An 18,677-nucleotide genomic window follows, 5' to 3' on the forward strand; every position below is an offset into this window, starting at 1 on the left:
TCCGCGCCGGCTGCGTTCCCTTCCCGGCCTTGCGGTAAGGAATTCATACAATGAGCTTCACGCTCGAAGGCGTTGGCTTCACCCACGCCAATGGCCACCGTGCGCTCGCCGGCGTCGACCTGCGGGTGGCGGCGGGCGAGCGGGTGGCCCTGATCGGTGCCTCGGGGGCCGGCAAGACCACCCTGCTGCGCGTGCTGGCGGCCAGCCTGCGGCCGGGCAGCGGGCGGGTCGAGCTGCTCGGCAGCGCGCCGTGGGATGCTGCTCCGCGGGATCTGCGCCGGCTGCGGGCGCGCATCGGAGTGGTCCACCAGGCGCCGCCGATCCCGCCGCGGCAGCGGGTCGTCACCGCGGTGCTGGCCGGGCGGCTGGGCCAGTGGCCGCTGTGGAAATCCCTCGCCTCGCTGGTGCTGCCCGTCGACCCCGAAGGCGCCCGCCGCGAGCTGGCCCGGCTCGACCTGGCCGAGCGCCTGTATGACCGCTGCGACTGCCTCTCCGGTGGCCAGCTGCAGCGGGTCGCGCTGGCCCGGGTGCTTTACCAGCAGCCCGATCTGCTGCTCGCCGACGAGCCTGTCTCGGCGATGGACCCGGCCCTCTCCGAACTCACCGTGGCGCTGCTCAACGACGAAGCCCGCCGCCGCGGCGTGACCCTGGTGGCGAGCCTGCACGCAGTGGATCTGGCGCTGCGCCATTTCCCGCGGGTGGTGGGCGTGAAGGACGGGGCCATTCTCTTCGACCTGCCGGCGGGCCAGGTGAGCGAAGCTCTGCTGCGCGAGCTTTACGCCGCCGAGGGCGGGCTGCCGCTGGCCGGCTCGCCGCTGCCTTCTCCCTCGCCCGAAGCCGGCCCGGCGGCCGGCACCCTGCCGCCGCTGCGCTGCGCATGAGCGCCACCCTCCGCGATCCCGCCGCGCTGCCGCGCCTGGGCTGGACGCTCACGGCGCTGATGCTGCTGTGGCCGCTGCTGCAGCTCGCCGATTTCCGCCCGGCAGCGCTGTTCGAGCCGGGTAACCTGGCGGCGATGGGCCACTTTCTGGCCGGCTTCCTGCCCCTCGAGACCTCGCCGGACTTCCTCGCGCTGCTCGGCCGCGCCACCGTGGATACGCTGGCGATGGCCACCGCCGGCATCGCGCTGGCGGTGCTGCTGGCGGTGCCACTGGGCGTGGTGCTCACCCGCAGCCTGTCGGTCTCGGCCATCGGGCCGGGGCGCGGAGGCTGGGTCGGCCAAGCCGTGCGTGGTGCGGCGCGGATGCTGCTGGCGGTGCTGCGGGGCGTACCGGAGCTGGTGTGGGCGCTGCTCTTCGTGCGGGTCTTCGGCCTTGGCCCGGCGGCCGGGGTGCTGGCGCTGGGCATCACCTACGGCGGGATGCTCGGCAAGGTGTATGGCGAGATCCTCGAATCCACCGACGCGCGGCCCGCCCGCAGCCTGCTCGAGGCCGGCAGCGGGCGGCTGGCGGCGCTGGCCTACGGGCTGCTGCCCAACGCGGGCCAGGAGCTGCTCTCCTACACCGTGTATCGCTGGGAATGCGCGGTGCGGGCCTCGGTGGTGATGGGCTTCGTCGGTGCCGGCGGCCTCGGGCAGCTCATGGACCAGTCGATGAAGATGCTCAACGGCGGCGAGGCGGCGACCATCCTGGCCACCTTCCTGGTGCTGGTGCTGGCCGCCGACGGCGCGAGCGAAGCCCTGCGGCGGAGGATGGCATGAGCCGCCGGGCCGGGGTTTCGGGCGGCGCGGTGCTTGCCGTGGGCCTGCTGCTGGCGGCGGTGGCGGGCAGCTTCGCGTGGCTGGACATGCCCCTCGCGGCCCTGTTCACCGCGACGGCGGTGGAGGAGGCGGGCGGCTTCGTGGCGCGCTTCTTCCCGCCCGATCTGTCGGCCGGTTTTCTGGCCAAGGTGGCCTGGGCGGGCCTGGAGACGCTGGCGATCTCGCTGCTCAGCACTCTTCTGGCGGCCCTCGGTGGCGCCGTGCTGGCGTTGCCGGCGGCGGGGCGCCACGGGCTCGCCGGACGCCACGCGGCGCGCTTCGTGCTCAATTTGTTGCGTTCGGTGCCCGAGCTGGTGTGGGCGACCCTGATGGTGCTGGCCGCCGGCCTCGGCCCCTTCGCCGGCACCCTGGCGCTGGCGCTGCACACCACCGGGGTGCTCGGCCGCCTGTTTGCCGAGGCGCTGGAGAACAGCCCGCCCACGCCGGCCGAGGCGCTGGCGGGCGGTGGTGCGCCGGCCCTCGTCACCTTCTTGTATGGCACGCTGCCGCTGGTGGCGCCCCAGTGGCTGGCCTACGCCCTGTATCGCTGGGAGATGAACATCCGCATGGCGGCGATCCTGGGTTTCGTCGGCGCCGGAGGGCTCGGGGCGCTGCTTTACTACAGCCTGTCGCTGTTCCAGGAAGCCCAGGCGAGCACCGTGATCATCGCGATGCTGGCGATGGCCGTGGCGGTGGATGGGGCCAGCGCCTGGCTGAGGCGCCGCGCCGGGGCTTGAGCCAGGCACTGGCGCCGGGCGACTGCTGCGGTGCACGGCGACCGTGACGGAGTTCCTCATGAGCGGCCCGGGCGGCCTTCAGTTTGCCGATGGCGGTCCGTAAAAATCCCATCATCGATCAATGTAAAAAGGCAAACCGCTCGGAAACGGCGGGACGCAAAGCCATCGGACCTCACTCCCGGCAAGGGACAGGTGGCCGGGTTGCACGTTGGGGCGCGTTGCGCTTGTGCTCCCCTGGCATCCGGCGGCGGTGTCACCCCGATGGACGCCGCCCTGTGCAAGGAGTCTGCTGCACCCGTGGCGGCGTGGGTTTGCCTTCCGAAAGCCAGAAGGAGCAAGACCATGTTCAACCATTCCGCCAGACGCGCCGTGCTTCTCGGCGGCCTGCTGTGCGCCGCCACCTTGGCGCGGGCCGGCTGCAGCGTGTCAGAGCACGCCTCGCCCGACATCCGCGAGGTGGTCGTGCAGCATGGCGGCTATGAGATCTCCACGGCCAAGTGCGAGTTGCTCAACCGGCACAACCTGCGCCTGGCGGTGACCGGCGAGGCCGCGGTGCTGTCGGATGTGTCGATCGGCTGGGCGACGGTCCGCCTGATCAGCAGCGGCAACGTGGTGTCGTCCCAGGTGCAGACTTCGACCTATGTGAACAGGTTTGCCGGCAGCAGCGAAGTGGCCGGCGAGCTGCTGGTCCGGGCCATAAACGATGCGGTGGCGGGGCTGGATTTCGAGCTGGCGGCGCAGGAGGTCAAGCGCAAGATGGCCAGCCGCTAGCCGGTGCGGTGCCCGTGCCGATTTGCTGCACCCGGAAGCGGTGATGCAGATGAAGAAGTAAAATCCGGAAAGTCACAAAAAACCCCGCCGTAGAGCGCTACGGCGGGTTTTTTTTGTGACTGCAGCGTGCTTAGGCGCGCTTGCGGCGGGCGATGCCGAGGCCGGCGAGGCCCAGCGCGGCGAGGGCCAGCGAGGTGGGCTCGGGCACTGCGGTGCCAGGGGTTGCGTTGCTGATGGTCAGCGTATAGCTGGCGTTGGCGGCGTACGGGGTCTGGGCGTCCAGGTAAGCTTCCATGCCGGCGAGGGTGCCACTGCCGCCGGTCACGTAGCTGCCGGAGTTGTAGCCGTCGGTGTTGACGAACGCGCCGCCGTTGGCTTGGGCGTAGCCATAGATGGACTGGCAGCAATAGCTCACCAGCAGCGAGTAGTTGCCCGCCGACAGGAACTGGGTGAGGTGCGGGTTCAGGCTGTTGCTGTCGTCGTTCGACATCAGGTGGGCGCCCGCAGCGTTGAACAGCGAGAAGGTCGCGTCGCCGTAGCCGCCGGTGAACTGCATGTCGACCACGCCGCCGACGGTGTTGAAGCCGAGGACCGCATAGCCGGCCGCGTTGAAGTTGCCAGCGGCGGAGATGTCGGCGTGGGCGGCGCCGAAGCCCGCGGAAAGGGCCAGCGCCAGGGCGGTGCCGGACAGGAGCTTGTTGATCTTTTTCATGATGATTCTCTCTTTTCCGTTGTCGTTACTTGCGTGCAAGTGCTGCTCTCAGCAGACAAAGCAAAATAAGTGCCAAAAACACATAAAATCGACTTATTTGTTAAAATTTCATAAATAATCAGCTGCTTGGCCGAAATTGCCATGACGGTGGGTACTGTGAAAAATTTAACAAAGCTCAAGTGTCTGTAAAATTTGTCGACAAAACAGTCACTTACATTAATTTGTGAGGCACGTTTCCGGTTTTTGGGCTGTGTGGTTTTGCACGCAGGCGCTTTTTTCAAGTCGTGGTGGTAGTGCCGTTAGCACCGGCGAGCTTTTTCCATCGCGGGCGCGCTTTCCGTCCGGGCGTGTCCGGGTTACCCTCATCGGGGACTGGAATGACACCTGACATGGCCACCCTCGAACTCGCCGTTCTCCACCCCGACATGCCCCGCGAGCCCTCCGGGAGGCCTTGCTGATGCTATGGGAAGCCCTCGGTGCCGCCCGTGATCTGGGGCGTGTGCAGCAGATTGCCGCGGTGCTGGTGCGCTACGGCTTCGGCGGCCTGGTGCGGCGGGTCGGGATGGCGGGCGCGCTGGAGCGGGCCGGCAAGGCCTTGCACTGGCGTGAGCCCGAAGATCTGGCCCGGCTCGAGCCGGCCGCCCGGGTGCGCCGGGCGCTCGAGGAGCTGGGGCCGACCTTCGTCAAGCTGGGGCAGATCCTGGCGACCCGGGGTGATCTCTTTCCGCCCGAGTGGATCGTCGAGTTCGGCAAGCTGCAGGACGCCGCCCCGGCGCTACCCTTCGAAGACCTGCGCGGGCAGCTGATCGAAGACTTGGGCGAGGCACCCGAGGCGGTGTTCGCCGAGCTCGACCCGGTGCCGCTGGCGGCAGCCAGCCTGGCCCAGGTGCACCGGGCGCGGCTGGCCGACGGTACGGCGGTGGTGCTCAAGGTGCGGCGGCCAGGCATCCGGCCGGTGATCGAGGCCGACCTGCGCCTGCTCGACCGGCTCGCCGAGATCATCGAGAAGGAGGCGCCGGAGCTCGTCCGCTACCGCCCGCGGGAGGTGATCCGCCAGTTCGCCCATTCCCTGCGCCGCGAGCTGGATTTCTCGGCCGAGGGGCGCCACGCCGAGCGCATCGCCGCGTTGTTCGTGGGCAGCCCCGAGATCGTGGTGCCGCGCATCCACTGGCAATGGACCGGCGAGCGGCTCAACGTGCAGGACTTCATCGAGGGCATCCCGGGCCGTCAGGCGGCCGCGCTGCCCGAAGGTTTCGACCGCCGCCTGCTGGCCCGGCGCGGCGCCGACGCGGTGCTGCGGATGATGCTGGAGGCCGGGTTCTTCCACGCCGACCCGCACCAGGGCAATGTGTTCTACCTGCCCGGCAACCGTATCGCCTTCATCGATTTCGGCATGGTCGGGCGGCTCTCCGAGGCGCGCCGCTTCGAGGTGGCGACGCTGATGCACGGCCTGGTGGGCCGTGACGCCGGCAAGGTGGCCGACGTGCTGCTCGACTGGAGCGCCGACTCCAACGGCGACGCGGACGCCCTGCGCAGCGAGATCGAGGCCTTCGTCGACGACTACCACGGGGTGCCGCTCAAGAAGCTCGACCTGGGCGCGCTGCTGGCCGACGTGGTGGCGATCCTGCGGGAGCACGGCCTGGCGCTGCCGCCTGATCTGGCGCTGATGATCAAGGCCTTCATCACCCTCGAGGGCATGGGCCGCCAGCTCGACCCGGATTTCGACATCGCCGGCGAGGCGGCGCCCTTCCTGCGCGAGGTGCTGCTGGCCCACCTGGCGCCGCGGGCGATCGCCCGGCGGGGCTGGGAGGCGCTGCTCGGCGGCGTGCAGATGCTCGCCGGCCTGCCCCAGGACCTCGGCCGCCTGCTCCGCGCGGCCCGTCGCGGCAAGCTGCAGCTCGAGGTGGACGTGCCGGCCCTCAAGTCCTTCGGCGATCAGCTCGACCGGGCCGCCAGCCGGCTGACGATGGCCATCGTCACCGCGGCGCTGATCGTCGGCTCGTCGATCGTGATGACCGTCGACCGGGGCGGCGGCGTGGCCACGCTGGGCCTGCTCGGTTTCATCGCGGCGATGCTCGGCGGGCTGTGGGTGTTGATCTCGGTGTGGCGCGGGGGGCGCTGAGGTAGCGCCTGCCCGGTGTCACGCCTGTGCCGGCGGGGTGCTCCAGCGCGCCGCAAACCCCGGCGCGGTGGGGGCGTCCGCGTAGCGGGCTTCGCTGCGCAGGTGCACCGTGAAGCAGGCGCCCTGGCCGGGCTGGCTGGTGACGCTGATGTGGCCGCCGTAGCGCTCGACGATGGCGTAGCTGATCGACAGGCCGAGGCCGGTGCCGGAGCCCTTTTTGGTGGTGAAGAAGGGATCGAAGATGCGCGACAGGTCTTCGGCGGCGATGCCCTGCCCGGTGTCGCAGACGGCGATCTCGGCGCCGATGCGGCGGCCTTCCTCCAGCCAGTCGCGGCTCGTCAGGGTGAGCCGGCCGCCGTCGGGCATGGCCTGGAGGGCATTCACGATGAGGTTGATGAGCACCTGCTGGAGCTCGCTGAGGTTCACCTCGACGCGGCAGCCGGCGCTGTTGTCGACGCGCACCTCGATCTGGCGGCGCTCGAGGTTGTGGCGCGTCAGCACCAGGCAGTCGGCGAGGGCCTGGGCGGGGTCGACGCCCTCGGTGTAGCCGGCGAACTCGCCCGGCCGCGCAAACTGCAGCAGCTTGGTGACGATCAGCCAGATGCGGTGGGTCTGCTCGTGGATCAGGCGAATCTCCTCGCGTACCGGGGCGGCGGCGGGGCCGAGGATTTCCTGCAGCACGTCGAGGTTGCCCTGGATGACGGCCACCGGGTTGTTGATCTCGTGGGCGACGCCGGCGGTGAGCTCGCCGATGGCGGCGAGTTTTTCGGTCATCGCCAGGTGGCGGCGGGCCTGGTCGAGGGTGGCGTTGGCTTCTTCGAGCTCGTGGGTGCGCTCGGCCACCTTGCGGTCGAGCTCGTCGCCCCAGCGCTGGAGCTCCATGCGGCGGGCGGCCAGGTTGTCGAGGAGCTCGTCGAAGGCGGCGGCGAGCTGGCCGATCTCGTCGCGGCTGGCGACCTGCCCGACCCGCGCGTCGTGATCGCCGGTGCCGACCCGGCGGATCGTCGCGCTGAGCTTCTCGAGCGGCTTGAAGACGCTGCGCGCCCACGCCAGCGACAGCACGCAGCCGGCCACGCTGACGGTGACGAAGATGGCGAAGAGGGTCAGCAGCGCGCCCTGCATGGCGTCGCTGAAGGGCGCCTCGAGAAAGCCGACGTAGAGCATCCCGACCCGTTCGCCGTGGCTGTCCAGCACCGGCTCGTAGCCGGACACGTAGTAGTCGTTCACCACGAAGGCGGTGTCGAGCCACACCTTGCCTTCGTCCAGCACGTGCTCGCGCACCACCTGGGAGGCGCGGGTGCCGAGGGCGCGCTCGCCGGCGAACAGGCGCACGTTGGTGGCGATGCGGGTGTCGCCGAGGAACAGGGTGGCGGTGCCCTTGCTGCCCAGCGGCAGGGTGCCGTCGCGGTAGATGATGGCGTTGAGGCGGTCCACCAGCTCGCTGTTGCCGTTGAGCAGCACGCCGCCTTCGAGCACCGCCAGCGGGCGCCGGGCGTCGTTGTGCACCGGCGTGGCGGAGTGGATCAGGAGGCCGCGGGTTTCCTCGTTGCGCGGGTCGGGCGTGGCGTTGGGGGTGGGCACCAGGGCCAGCCGGGCGCGCTCGGCCAGGCGCGGGTCGATGGCGGCCAGATGGTCGGCGTCGAACACGTCGATGGCGGTGCTGCCTTCGCCCGCCAGCGCGGCGTCGACCACCGGCCAGCGGCTGCGCGCCGCGTGGGGGCCAGCAGCCGGCAGCGCGTGGCTGGGCGGGCTGGCGAGGATGCGGCCGTCGGGGCCGAGGAGGAACAGGAAATCCAGCCCGGCCTGCCGGCGGGCGTCTTCGACGTAGGCGGCGAGGTGCTCCGGCCTGCCGTCGGCCATGGCCTTGGCGAGGCGCTGGCTGCCGGCGAGGGCGGCGAGGTCGACGGCGACGGTCTGGCGCATCCGGCCGAAGTATTCGTGGGCGGTGACCAGGTCGGAGCCGACCTTGTAGTTCACCAGCCGGTGGTAGCCCTCGTTGCCCCACAGCCACACCAGCCCGAGCAGGATCGGCACGCCGAGGAAGAGCGGCGCCAGCACCATCGCCAGCAGCTTGGCGCGCACCGAGCGGCGCAGGCGCCCGGCGAGGGTGCCCAGGCTTTGGCGGATCAGGCCAGGCCCCATTCAGCGGCCTTGCGGTCGATGGTCTTGCGGGAGACGCCGAGCAGCGCGGCGGCGCGGGCGTGGTTGCCGCCACATTGGTCGAGCACGGCGAGGATGTGGCGTTTCTCGACCTCGGCCAGCGACAGCGGCAGCGGTTCGGCAAAGCCGGGCGCCTCGCCGGCGGCGGGCAGGCCGCCGAGGATCAGCGAGCGCTCGACCAGGTTGCGCAGCTCGCGCACGTTGCCGGGCCAGGCGTAGGCCGACAGGCGCGCCAGGTCGGCCGGGGTGAAGGCGAGGGGCGGCAGGCCGAGGCGGGCCGACAGCTGGGCGTTGAAGTGCAGCGCCAGCTCGGCGATGTCCTCGCGGCGTTCGCGCAGCGGCGGGATCGCCAGGGTGACGACTTCGAGGCGGTAGAACAGGTCCTGGCGGAAGCGCCCGGCGGCCACCTCGGCGCGCAGGTCGCGGTTGGTGGCGGCGATGACGCGCACGTCGACGGGCACCTCGGCCTCGCTGCCGACCGGGCGGATGCGCCGCTCCTCGAGCGCCCGCAGCAGCTTGGTCTGCAGCGGGAGCGGGAGTTCGCCGATCTCGTCGAGGAACAGGGTGCCGCCGTTGGCGTAGTGGAACAGGCCACGGCGCGCCTCGCGGGCGCCGGTGAAGGCGCCGCGGACGTGGCCGAAGAGCTCGCTCTCCATCAGCTCGGCCGACACCGTGGCGCAGTTGAGGGGCACGAAGGAGCGCTCGGCGCGGGGGCTGACCTCGTGCAGCGCGCGGGCGGCGACCTCCTTGCCGACGCCCGATTCGCCGAGGATCAGCACCGTGGAGGGCGTCGGCGCGACGCGGCGGATCAGGTCGGACAGGCGGCACATCGGCCCGGAATGGCCGACCAGGCCTTCCACCTGCCCGCCGAGCCCGGCCACCTGGCGCTGCAGCACGAAGTTTTCCCGGTCGAGGCGGGCCCGCTCGAAGCAGCGCTGCAGTGAATTGACGATCTGGTCCACCCGGAAGGGCTTGAGGACGAAGTCGGAGGCGCCGGCCCGTAGCGCGTCGATGGCGGTCTCGATGTCGGCGAAGGCGGTGATCAGGATCACGTCGCCGGCGAAACCGCCGTTCTTCAGGCTGCGCAGCCAGTCCATGCCGGAGCGGCCGGGCAGGGCGATGTCGAGCACGATGGCGTCGAAGTGGTGCTCGACGAGGCGCTCGGCGCCCTCCTCGGCGGAGCCGGCGATGTCCACCCGGCAGCCGCGGGCCTGCAGCGCGCGCTGCAGGAAGTTGCGCACGCCGGCTTCGTCGTCGACGACCAGCACGGCGTAGTCGGCCCAGGCGGGTTCCCGGGAGGAGGGGGCGGATTCGGCGAGGGGCGAAGTCATGGGGTGGATTTAACCACGAGGCCGGGCGGTGAGGCTGTACGTGGAAATCAGCACGGCCATCAGCGCCGCCCGCCGCCGGAAGACACAAACCGGCCGCGCCGCTGGAAACCCCATGTCATCGGAAATGATGAGGGGCCCGCGTGTGCAATGCCACACTCCGGGCTCTTGAGTCGGCGGCGGCACCCGGTGCGGCGGCAGGCCCGTGCGACAATCTCCGCCAGCGCCGCCCCGACGGGGTGTGCATGAAAGGCTTTTCGATGAACCTGCTCCTGGACATTGCACGTGGTGCGGCCGCGCTGCTGGTCTTCCTGTTCCACATCCGCGACGCCCTCGTCGAGCCGCTGCCCGTGCTTGCTGCGATGGTGAGCTTCGGGAGCCTGGGGGTGCCGATGTTCTTCGTGATCTCGGGCTACGTGATCTCGGCCTCGGCGGAGGCCACGCTGCGCCGGTCGGAAACCGCGGGTTCCTTCCTGAAGCGGCGTTTCATGCGGATTTTCCCGCCCTTCTGGCTGTCCATCGTCGTCGTCGTCGCGGTGCCTTACCTGGTCGCGGCCGTGTCGTCCCTGAAGAGCGGCGTGTTCGAGATGCCCGACCCGCGCTTTCTCGCCCTGACCGGCGGCGACTGGCTGGGCCTGGTGACCCTGGCGAAGGTGTTCGGGACGCCCGACGGTGACCTGCAGGCGGCCTTCAGCCCGGTGAATTCTGTGTACTGGACGCTGGCGATCGAGTTCCAGTTCTACCTGTGCATGTATTTGGCGCTGCTGGCGCGGCGGTATTTTCACCTGCTGATCGGGCTGGTCACCGGGGCCAGCCTGCTGCTGATCGCCCGGCCGCTGCCGCTGGATGCGGGCTGGTTCATCCACTACTGGCCGATGTTCGCGGTGGGTATCGCGCTGCAGTACCTGCTCGCGGCGGGCTGGGGGGTCGAGCGCTGGGTGCCCTGGCGGGCGCGGGGGCTTGCGGCGGCGGTGGCCGGTGGGGTGTTCCTGGGGGTGCTGGTGCTGGCTTACCGGGGCACGCTGGGGCAGGTGCTGCGGGGGGTGTTCCCGTCGATCGAGCTGGGTTTTGCGGTGGTCTGCGCGCTGCTGCTGTGGCTCGCGGCGCCGTCGGGAAGCGCGCTGGAAGCCCATCGTGACCGGGGCCATCCGGTGCTGCGCTGGCTGCTCAAGCCGGCGGCCTACCTGGGCGTGATCTCGTATTCGGTGTATCTGCTGCACGGCAAGCTGGTGCAGCTGCCGGCGATGGTGGTGCGCCAGGTGTTCGCGCCGTCGAACCCGCTCAACCCGCTGACCTGCGTGCTGCTGACCCTGGCCCTGTGCGGGCTTTTCCACCTCTGGGCGGAGAAGCCCTTCATGAGCAAGCGCCAGCGGGCCATCAACGAGAAGGTGCTGGAAAGCTGAGGCCGCGCCGCCGGGGCTGGCGGCGCGGGGCTTCAGCCGAGGAACATCCGGTAGGCCGGGTTGGCGGTTTCGTCGACGTATTCGTAACCGAGGCGGGCCAGGAATTCGTCGAAGGCACTGCGGTCGGCCGGCGGCACCTGCATGCCCACCAGCACCCGGCCGAAGTCGGCGCCGTGGTTGCGGTAGTGGAACAGGCTGATGTTCCAGTCGGAACGCAGGGTTTCCAGGAAGTTGAGCAGGGCGCCCGGGCGCTCGGGGAACTCGAAGCGGTACAGCACCTCGTTTTCGGCCTGGGGCGCGTGGCCGCCGACCATGTAGCGGATGTGGCTCTTGGCCATCTCGTCGTCGGTGAGGTCGAGGCAGGGCAGCTCGTGGCGCTGGAGCATCTCGGCGAGGCGGATGCCCTCGTCGCGGTTGTGCACGCCGACGCCGGCGAAGATGTGGGCCTGGGCCGCGTCGGCGTAGCGGTAGTTGAACTCGGTGATGTTGCGGTTGCCCAGCAGCTTGCAGAACTTCTTGAAGGAGCCGGGTTTCTCGGGGATGGTGACGGCCAGCACGGCCTCGCGCTTCTCGCCCACCTCGGCCCGCTCGGCGACGAAGCGCAGGCGGTCGAAGTTCATGTTGGCGCCGGAGGCGATGGCCACCAGGGTCTTGTCCTTCAGGTGGTGGCGCTTGGCGTATTCCTTGGCGCCGGCCAGCGACAGCGCGCCGGCGGGCTCGAGGATCGAGCGGGTGTCCTCGAAGACGTCCTTGATGGCGGCGCAGATGGCGTCGTTGTCGACCACGATCATCTCGTCCACGTATTCCTGGCACAGGCGGAAGGTTTCGGCGCCGACCAGCTTGACCGCCGCGCCGTCGGCGAAGAGGCCGACGGTGTCGAGCTCGACGCGCTTGCCGGCCGCCAGCGACTGGACCATGGCGTCGGAGTCGACGGTCTGCACGCCGATCACCTTGATGTCGGGGCGCACCCGCTTGACGTAGGCCGCCACGCCGGCCAGCAGGCCGCCGCCGCCGACGCAGCAGAAGATGGCGTGGATCGGCTTGGGGTGCTGGCGCAGGATCTCCATGCCGATGGTGCCCTGGCCGGCGATCACGTCGGGGTCGTCGTAGGGGTGGACGAAGGTGAGCTTCTCGGTTTTTTCGAGCTCGACGGCGTGGGCGTAGGCGTCGGAGTAGCTCTCGCCGGCCAGCACCACTTCGCCGCCGTGGCGCTTGACGGCGTCGATCTTGATCGCCGGGGTGGTGGTGGGCATGACGATCACGGCGCGGGTGCCGAGCCGCTTGGCCGACAGCGCGACGCCCTGGGCGTGGTTGCCGGCGGAGGCGCAGATGACCCCGCGCTTGAGCACCGCCGGGCTGAGGTGGGCCATCTTGTTGTAGGCCCCGCGCAGCTTGAAGCTGAACACCGGCTGCATGTCCTCGCGCTTCAGGAAGATCGGGTTGTGGATGCGCGCCGACAGGTTGGGTGCAGGGTCGAGGGGCGTCTCGATGGCCACGTCGTACACCTGGGCGGTGAGGATCTTCTGCAGGTAGTCGGGGTGCTGCGCGCTCATGGCTTGACCTGTGTGTCGGCTGGGGAAGCGCATGAGGGTAGCAGCCGGAGCGGCCGCACTGCAACATAGGGGCTTTTGATCCGGGGAGGCCTCCATGAGCGACATCCAGCGGGCCGGCACCACACCGCGCTATTCCGATTTCACCGTGCATCAGGGCGTCGTGTATTGCGTCGAGGTGCCGCCCGACGAGACCGCCGACATCGCCACCCAGACGGCGCAGATGCTGGCCAGCCTGGCCGTGCTGCTCGAGCGCGCCGGCAGCGGCAAGGGCCGCCTGCTGCTGGCCACCTTGTATCTGGTGGACATGGCCGACTACGACACGGTGAACGCGGTGTGGGACGCCTGGGTGCCGGCGGGCTCCGCGCCGGCCCGGGCCTGCGTGCAGGTGGGGCGCCTGGCCAGCCCCGGCTGGCGGGTCGAGATCGCCGTGCAGGCCGCGGTGGAGCCGTGAGGGGCTCGGGCACAAGCAAATTGTTCCGGCTGACGTCGAAAATTTTTACAAATTTTTTGCCTGTGTGACTTTGTCGACGCCTAACTGCTTGATGCGATGGGCTTGGCCATAATGGGCATTCTTTTTGCATGGGCCGTCCCGAAGCGTTTCCGGCGAACAATCATGCGTTCAGCAAGGCGTTCCCGGGCCGCATTCTTCGAATGGAACGCAGTCGGTGCGCCGGCATCCTCCCGGGGCTTGCGGCGATCGCTTCCGCCAGATCATCAAGACACGCCCTTAGGAGAGACCCATGTCCTGGACCACCCGTTTGAGCCGCGGCGCCGCCGCCCTGGCTTTGAGTTTCACCGCCCTTGGCGCCTACGCCGGGCCATATTCGAACATGTACGTGTTCGGCGACAGCCTTTCCGATTCGGGCAACGACCTTCAGCTCTTTGCCGCGCCCGACCCCGCGAAGTCCCTCCAGGCTGCGGATCTGCCGGCCTCCAGCTACTACACCGACGGCACCAACACCGGACGCTTCACCAATGGCCTCAACTACGCCGACCGTCTGGCCGACAGCTTCGGGCTGACGCTGACGCCGTCGACGCCGCCGATCGGCGGTAACAACTACGCCCACGGCGGTGCCCGCAGCCAATACGTCCGGGGCGATGTGGCTCTCTATGGCGCGCTCAGCTTCAACCAGCAGATCGACAGCTACCTGACCAGGTCTGGCGGCGTGGCGGACCCCAACGCCCTGTACGTGTTGTGGATCGGCGCCAACGACATGGCCGATGCCCTTGGTTTATGGCTCCTGAATGGCGGGACGGCTGCCAGCCTGAATATCATCTCCGACGAGGCTGAGCAGACCGTGCGTGACATCGTCACCGCCTTCGTCACGCTCCAGACCCTCGGCGCGAAGAACTTCCTGATCGGTAATTCCCCCGACCTCAGCCTGACGCCGCTGGCCCGTGAGACGGCCGCCATGGTCGCAGCCAACGTCATCGCGGCCACCGCTGGCGACCCGGCGAACGAACCGTTTATCGCGCAGTCGATCCTGAATGTGTTCCAGGGTGCCAGCGTCGGCTTCAACACGGCCCTCGCCGCGACGTTGCCGGGCTACGCTGCCCCCACCACCTCCGTAACCTACTTCGACGCCTTTGCACTGCAGACGGCCATGACCGCCAACCCGGCGGCCTACGGTCTCACCAATGTCACGAGCGCCTGTTACGACGGCCAGGTGGATGGCTCGCCGACCCCCGGCACTTCCGCTGTGAGCGAGTGTCCCAACGAGAGCGAATATCTCTACTACGACCTGGAGCACCCCAGCGCCGTGCTGCACGACTGGGCTGCCCGCACCATGTACGCTCAGCTGGTGGTGCCGGAGCCGGGCGAGCTGGCCCTGAGCCTCACCGCCCTTGGCCTGATGGGCTTCTTCGGCCGCCGTCGCAGCCGCGCCTGAGTCGTCCTGCCGCCTCTGCGAAACCCGCCCTTCCCGGCGGGTTTTTTCATTTTCGGACTTCACTGGCGACGGGGCACAACTTTCCTGGGGCCGGCTTGTCTGAGCGGAGTAACTTGGTTCTTTCCCAAGCCCGTGTCGTCAGTAAGGGCTTGTATTTCTGGACAGCTTTGCACCCTCGGCTAAAATGGCAGGTTCTTCGCCGCTAAAGACACACGTACCGCAATGACCCAACGCCTGCGCGAAATCCCATACAACTACACCTCGTTCTCCGACCGCGAGATCGTCATCCGCCTGCTCGGCGCCGAAGCCTGGCAAACCCTCGACGCCCTGCGCAGCGAGCGGGTGACCGGTCGGTCTGCGCGGATGCTCTACGAGGTGCTGGGGGACGTGTGGGTCGTCCAGCGCAACCCCTACCTGCAGGACGACCTGCTGGCCAACCGCGACCGCCGCGGGGCGCTGGTCGAGGCCCTGCGCCACCGCCTCGACGAGGTCGAGAAGCGCCGTAACGAGGCCAGCGCCGAAGACCCGGAGCGCAGCGCCAAGGTGGCCAGCCTGGTGGCGGCGGCCAAGGGAGCGGTAGATCGTTTCAAGGCCTTCTTCGAAGACACCTACGACCTGCGCAAGCGTGTGCAGCACGAGCTGGCCCGCCACACCCGCAAGGACAACATCTGCTTCGACGGCCACGCCCGCGTCGCGCACGTCACCGACGCCACCGACTGGCGCGTCGAATACCCCTTCGTGGTGCTCTACCCGGACACCGAGGACGAGATGGCGCCGCTCGTGAAGAGCTGCATCGAGCTCGGCCTGACCATCATCCCGCGCGGGGGCGGCACCGGCTACACCGGCGGCGCGGTCCCGCTGGACGCCCGCTCGGTGGTGATCAACACCGAGAAGCTGATCACCCTCGGCCCGGTCGAGGAGGTCGTGCTGCCCGGCCACGACAAGCCCTACGCCACCATCCGCACCGGCGCCGGCGTGGTCACCGACCGTGTCTCCGAAGCCGCCTCGGCGGCCGGCCGCGTGTTTGCGGTCGACCCGACCTCGGCCAGCGCCTCGTGCATCGGCGGCAACATCGCGATGAACGCCGGCGGCAAGAAGGCCGTGCTGTGGGGCACCGCGCTCGACAACCTGGCCTGGTGGAAAATGGTCACGCCGGATGGCAACTGGCTGGAGGTCGAGCGCCTCGACCACAACTTCGGCAAGATCCACGAGCAGGAAACCGTGCGTTTCCGCCTCAAGCGCTTCGACGCCAAGAGCTATAAGCCGCTGGGCGAGGAGATCCTCACCATGCCGGGCGCGGCCTGCCGTAAGGACGGCCTGGGCAAGGACGTCACCGACAAGTTTCTCGGCGGCGTGCCGGGCGTGCAGAAGGAAGGCACCGACGGCCTGATCGTGGCCGCCCGCTGGGTGCTCCACAAAATGCCGCCGGTCACCCGCACGGTGTGCCTTGAATTTTTCGGCCAGGTCCGCGAGGCGGTGCCGGCGATCGTCGAGATCACCGATTACTTCAAGCCGGGCGGCGCCGGCAATGCCGCCGGCGTGCTGCTGGCCGGCCTCGAGCACCTCGACGAGCGCTACGTGAAAGCGGTGGGCTACACCACCAAGGCCAAGCGCCACGGTCGGCCCAAGATGGTGCTGATCGGCGACGTGGTCGGCTACGACGAGACCGCCGTGATGGGCGCCGTGTCGGATGTGGTGCGCATGACCAACACCCGCGGCGCCGAGGGCTTCATCGCGGTCAGCCCCGAGCAGCGCAAGAAGTTCTGGCTCGACCGCTCGCGCACCGCCGCCATCTCGCGCCACACCAACGCCTTCAAGGTGAACGAAGACGTGGTGATTCCGCTGCCGCGGATGGGCGACTACTGCGACGGCATCGAGCGCATCAACATCGAGCTGTCCACCCACAACAAGCTGGCCCTGTGCGACGCCCTGGCCGAGTTCCTGCAGGGCGAGTTGCCGCTGGATACCGGCGACGCCACCATCTCCCGCGACGAGCTGATCGGCGAGAAGCGCAAGGACGCCCTCGACTACGTCGCCTCGGTGCGCCGCCGCTGGCAGTGGCTGCTCGACAACCTCGACCTGCCGCTGGCCGAGGCCGAGCCGCAGTTTGCCGAATACGGCGTGCAGGCCGGCGAGCTGTCCAACCGCGCGGCCAACCCGCGGCTGTTCCACCGCCTGCAAGACTACTCCGTCCGCACCTCCTGGAAGACCGAACTCAAGGCCCGCCTCGACAAGATCTTCGACGGCCAGCTGTTCGGCCCGGTGCGCGACGAGCTTAAAAAGCTGCACAAGCAGGTGCTGCGCGGCCGCGTCTTCGTGGCCCTGCACATGCACGCCGGCGACGGCAACGTGCACACCAACATCCCGGTCAACTCCGACAACTACGAGATGCTGCAGACCGCCAACCACGCGGTCGATCGCATCATGGCGCTGGCGCGCTCGCTAGACGGCGTGATCTCCGGCGAGCACGGCATCGGCATCACCAAGCTCGACTATCTCACCGACGCCGAGATGGCCAACTACTGGGCCTACAAGCAAAAGGTAGACCCGGAAGGCCGCTTCAACCGCGGCAAGCTGATGAAGGGCGGCAACCTCGACAACGCCTACACCCCCAGCTTCAACCTGATGGGCCACGAGTCGCTGATCATGGAGCAGACCGCCATCGGCGAGATCTCCCACGACATCAAGGACTGCCTGCGCTGCGGCAAGTGCAAGCCGGTGTGCTCGACCCACGTGCCGCGCGCCAACCTGCTGTACAGCCCGCGCAACAAGATCCTCAGCACCTCGCTGCTGATCGAGGCCTTCCTTTATGAGGAGCAGACCCGCCGCGGCGTGTCGCTGGCCCACTGGGCCGAGTTCGAGGACGTGGCCGACCACTGCACGGTGTGCCACAAGTGCGAGAAGCCCTGCCCGGTCGACATCGACTTCGGCGACGTGTCGATCAAGATGCGCAACTTGCTGCGCGAGCAGGGCAAGAAATCCTTCAACCCGGGCAAGGCCGCGGCGATGGCCTTCCTCACCGCCAAGGACCCGGCCACCATCAAGCTGATCCGGGCCGGCATGATCGGCTGGGGTTACAAGGCCCAGCGCCTCGGCCACCGCATCGGCAAGAGCCTAGGGTTGATCCAGGACCAGGTCCAGCACCCGCCGGCAACCCTTGGCAAGGCGCCGATCAAGGCCCAGGTGATCCACTTCATCAACAAGCCGATGCCGGCCGGGCTGCCGGCGCGCACCTCCCGCGCGCTGCTCGACATCGAGGACGACACCGTCGTCCCGGTGATCCGCAACCCGCAGGTCAAGCGCGACGAATCCGAGGCGGTTTTCTACTTCCCGGGCTGCGGCTCGGAGCGCCTGTTCAGCCAGGTCGGCCTGGCCACCCAGGCCATGCTCTACCAGGTCGGCGCCACCACCGTGCTGCCGCCGGGCTACCTGTGCTGCGGCTACCCGCAGACCGCCGCTGGCGAGGAAGACGCCGGCCAGAAGATCACCACCGACAACCGGGTGCTCTTCCACCGGGTCGCCAACACGCTCAACTATCTCGACATCAAGACAGTGATCGTCTCCTGCGGCACCTGCATGGATCAGCTGCAGAAGTACCAGTTCGAGAAGATCTTCCCCGGCTGCCGGCTGCTCGACATCCACGAATACCTGATGGAGAAGGGCCTCAAGCTCGAGGGCATCACCGGCACCCGCTACATGTACCACGAGCCCTGCCACACCCCGATGAAGGTTCATTCGGGCATCAAGGTGGCCAACGAGCTGATGGGCACGCGGGTCGACCTCTCCGACCGCTGCTGCGGCGAATCCGGCACCCTGGCGGTGTCGCGCCCCGACATCTCCACCCAAGTGCGCTTCCGCAAGCAGGAGGAGATCGAGAAGGGCGCCGAGAAGCTGCGCGGCGCCGACGCCGCCACGCCGGTCAAGATCCTCACCTCCTGCCCGAGCTGCCTGCAGGGCCTGTCCCGCTACAGCGGCGACGCCGGCGGGGTCGATGCCGACTACATTGTGGTCGAGATGGCCAAGCACATCCTCGGCGAGAACTGGATGGTCGACTACGTGGCCAAGGCCAACAGCGGCGGCATCGAGCGCGTGCTGCTGTAAGGCGCATCCACGCTGCTGCCAATGTCCGGGGCCCGCGCAAGCGGGCCTCGTCACATCCGGCCTGTGTCGGCCTTTCGTGCCGGCCTGCTCGCGCGCTGAGGCGGCTGGAAAAGGCTTCGTGCTATTCTGCGAGCCCTGTTTTTCGACGCGTCCGCTGGCACGG

The 18,677-nt window shown here is 68.8% G+C and carries 13 protein-coding genes and 1 riboswitch; of the genes, 9 read left to right on the top strand and 4 right to left on the bottom strand.

The genetic code is table 11. From position 1 onward, the window contains the following. Positions 1–50 precede the first annotated feature (50 nt). From ZRA01_RS06825 to ZRA01_RS06840, 4 genes are all read left to right on the top strand, one after another. Positions 51–881 carry a phosphonate ABC transporter ATP-binding protein gene (locus ZRA01_RS06825; RefSeq protein WP_141350598.1) on the top strand — a complete coding sequence of 277 codons (831 nt, stop codon included), beginning with the start codon at positions 51–53 and terminating at the stop codon, positions 879–881. Then, complete coding sequence (locus tag ZRA01_RS06830; protein WP_141350600.1) at positions 878–1,699, top strand: PhnE/PtxC family ABC transporter permease; 822 nt, start codon at positions 878–880, stop codon at positions 1,697–1,699. Before ZRA01_RS06825 ends, ZRA01_RS06830 begins: the two co-directional genes overlap by 4 nt. Next, the gene (gene phnE, locus ZRA01_RS06835; protein ID WP_141350603.1) at positions 1,696–2,475 is read left to right on the top strand and encodes a phosphonate ABC transporter, permease protein PhnE; all 780 of its coding nucleotides are present in this window, start codon (positions 1,696–1,698) and stop codon (positions 2,473–2,475) included. Before ZRA01_RS06830 ends, phnE begins: the two co-directional genes overlap by 4 nt. A gap of 120 nt (positions 2,476–2,595) precedes the next feature. Continuing rightward, positions 2,596–2,684: riboswitch (cyclic di-GMP riboswitch) on the top strand. A gap of 133 nt (positions 2,685–2,817) precedes the next feature. Continuing rightward, complete coding sequence (locus ZRA01_RS06840; protein ID WP_141350605.1) at positions 2,818–3,246, top strand: hypothetical protein; 429 nt, start codon at positions 2,818–2,820, stop codon at positions 3,244–3,246. Positions 3,247–3,376: 130 nt separating this feature from the next. Here the strand turns inward: ZRA01_RS06840 and ZRA01_RS20985 are convergent, their stop codons facing one another. Beyond that, positions 3,377–3,958 (bottom strand): PEP-CTERM sorting domain-containing protein, encoded by a 582-nt coding sequence (locus ZRA01_RS20985; RefSeq protein WP_141350607.1) that lies wholly within the window; start codon positions 3,956–3,958, stop codon positions 3,377–3,379. Positions 3,959–4,415: 457 nt separating this feature from the next. Here ZRA01_RS20985 and ZRA01_RS06850 point away from each other — a divergent pair, with 457 nt between their 5' ends. Next, positions 4,416–6,080: an ABC1 kinase family protein gene (locus ZRA01_RS06850; RefSeq protein ID WP_141350609.1), complete on the top strand. Its 1,665-nt coding sequence runs from the start codon at positions 4,416–4,418 to the stop codon at positions 6,078–6,080. Between the two features lie 18 nt (positions 6,081–6,098). Here the strand turns inward: ZRA01_RS06850 and ZRA01_RS06855 are convergent, their stop codons facing one another. Together ZRA01_RS06855 and ZRA01_RS06860 are read right to left on the bottom strand one after the other, a co-directional pair. Beyond that, entirely contained in the window at positions 6,099–8,222 is a 2,124-nt protein-coding gene (locus tag ZRA01_RS06855) for a cache domain-containing protein (RefSeq protein ID WP_141350611.1), read from the bottom strand. Continuing rightward, positions 8,207–9,571 (bottom strand): sigma-54-dependent transcriptional regulator, encoded by a 1,365-nt coding sequence (locus ZRA01_RS06860; protein WP_141350613.1) that lies wholly within the window; start codon positions 9,569–9,571, stop codon positions 8,207–8,209. The genes ZRA01_RS06855 and ZRA01_RS06860 overlap by 16 nt, the downstream gene beginning before the upstream one ends. Before the next feature lie 257 nt (positions 9,572–9,828). On the opposite strand from ZRA01_RS06860, the gene ZRA01_RS06865 reads away from it, so the two are divergent. Continuing rightward, a complete protein-coding gene (locus ZRA01_RS06865; protein WP_170182915.1) occupies positions 9,829–10,971 on the top strand; it encodes an acyltransferase family protein in 1,143 nt (380 codons plus the stop codon). A 32-nt stretch (positions 10,972–11,003) separates the two neighbouring features. Here ZRA01_RS06865 and ilvA read toward each other — a convergent pair whose 3' ends face one another. Continuing rightward, positions 11,004–12,557: a threonine ammonia-lyase, biosynthetic gene (gene ilvA, locus ZRA01_RS06870; protein WP_141350617.1), complete on the bottom strand. Its 1,554-nt coding sequence runs from the start codon at positions 12,555–12,557 to the stop codon at positions 11,004–11,006. A gap of 61 nt (positions 12,558–12,618) precedes the next feature. Here ilvA and ZRA01_RS06875 point away from each other — a divergent pair, with 61 nt between their 5' ends. The 3 genes from ZRA01_RS06875 to ZRA01_RS06885 all read left to right on the top strand — a co-directional run bounded on the left by ZRA01_RS06875 (position 12,619) and on the right by ZRA01_RS06885 (position 18,514). Further along, positions 12,619–12,975: a RidA family protein gene (locus ZRA01_RS06875; protein WP_141350619.1), complete on the top strand. Its 357-nt coding sequence runs from the start codon at positions 12,619–12,621 to the stop codon at positions 12,973–12,975. A 289-nt stretch (positions 12,976–13,264) separates the two neighbouring features. Then, positions 13,265–14,413 (top strand): SGNH/GDSL hydrolase family protein, encoded by a 1,149-nt coding sequence (locus tag ZRA01_RS06880; RefSeq protein WP_141350621.1) that lies wholly within the window; start codon positions 13,265–13,267, stop codon positions 14,411–14,413. Positions 14,414–14,635: 222 nt separating this feature from the next. Next, positions 14,636–18,514 (top strand): DUF3683 domain-containing protein, encoded by a 3,879-nt coding sequence (locus ZRA01_RS06885; protein WP_141350623.1) that lies wholly within the window; start codon positions 14,636–14,638, stop codon positions 18,512–18,514. The last annotated feature ends 163 nt before the right edge of the window (positions 18,515–18,677 follow it).

It is taken from the genome of Zoogloea ramigera (assembly GCF_006539865.1).
In the GTDB taxonomy this organism is placed as follows: domain Bacteria; phylum Pseudomonadota; class Gammaproteobacteria; order Burkholderiales; family Rhodocyclaceae; genus Zoogloea; species Zoogloea ramigera.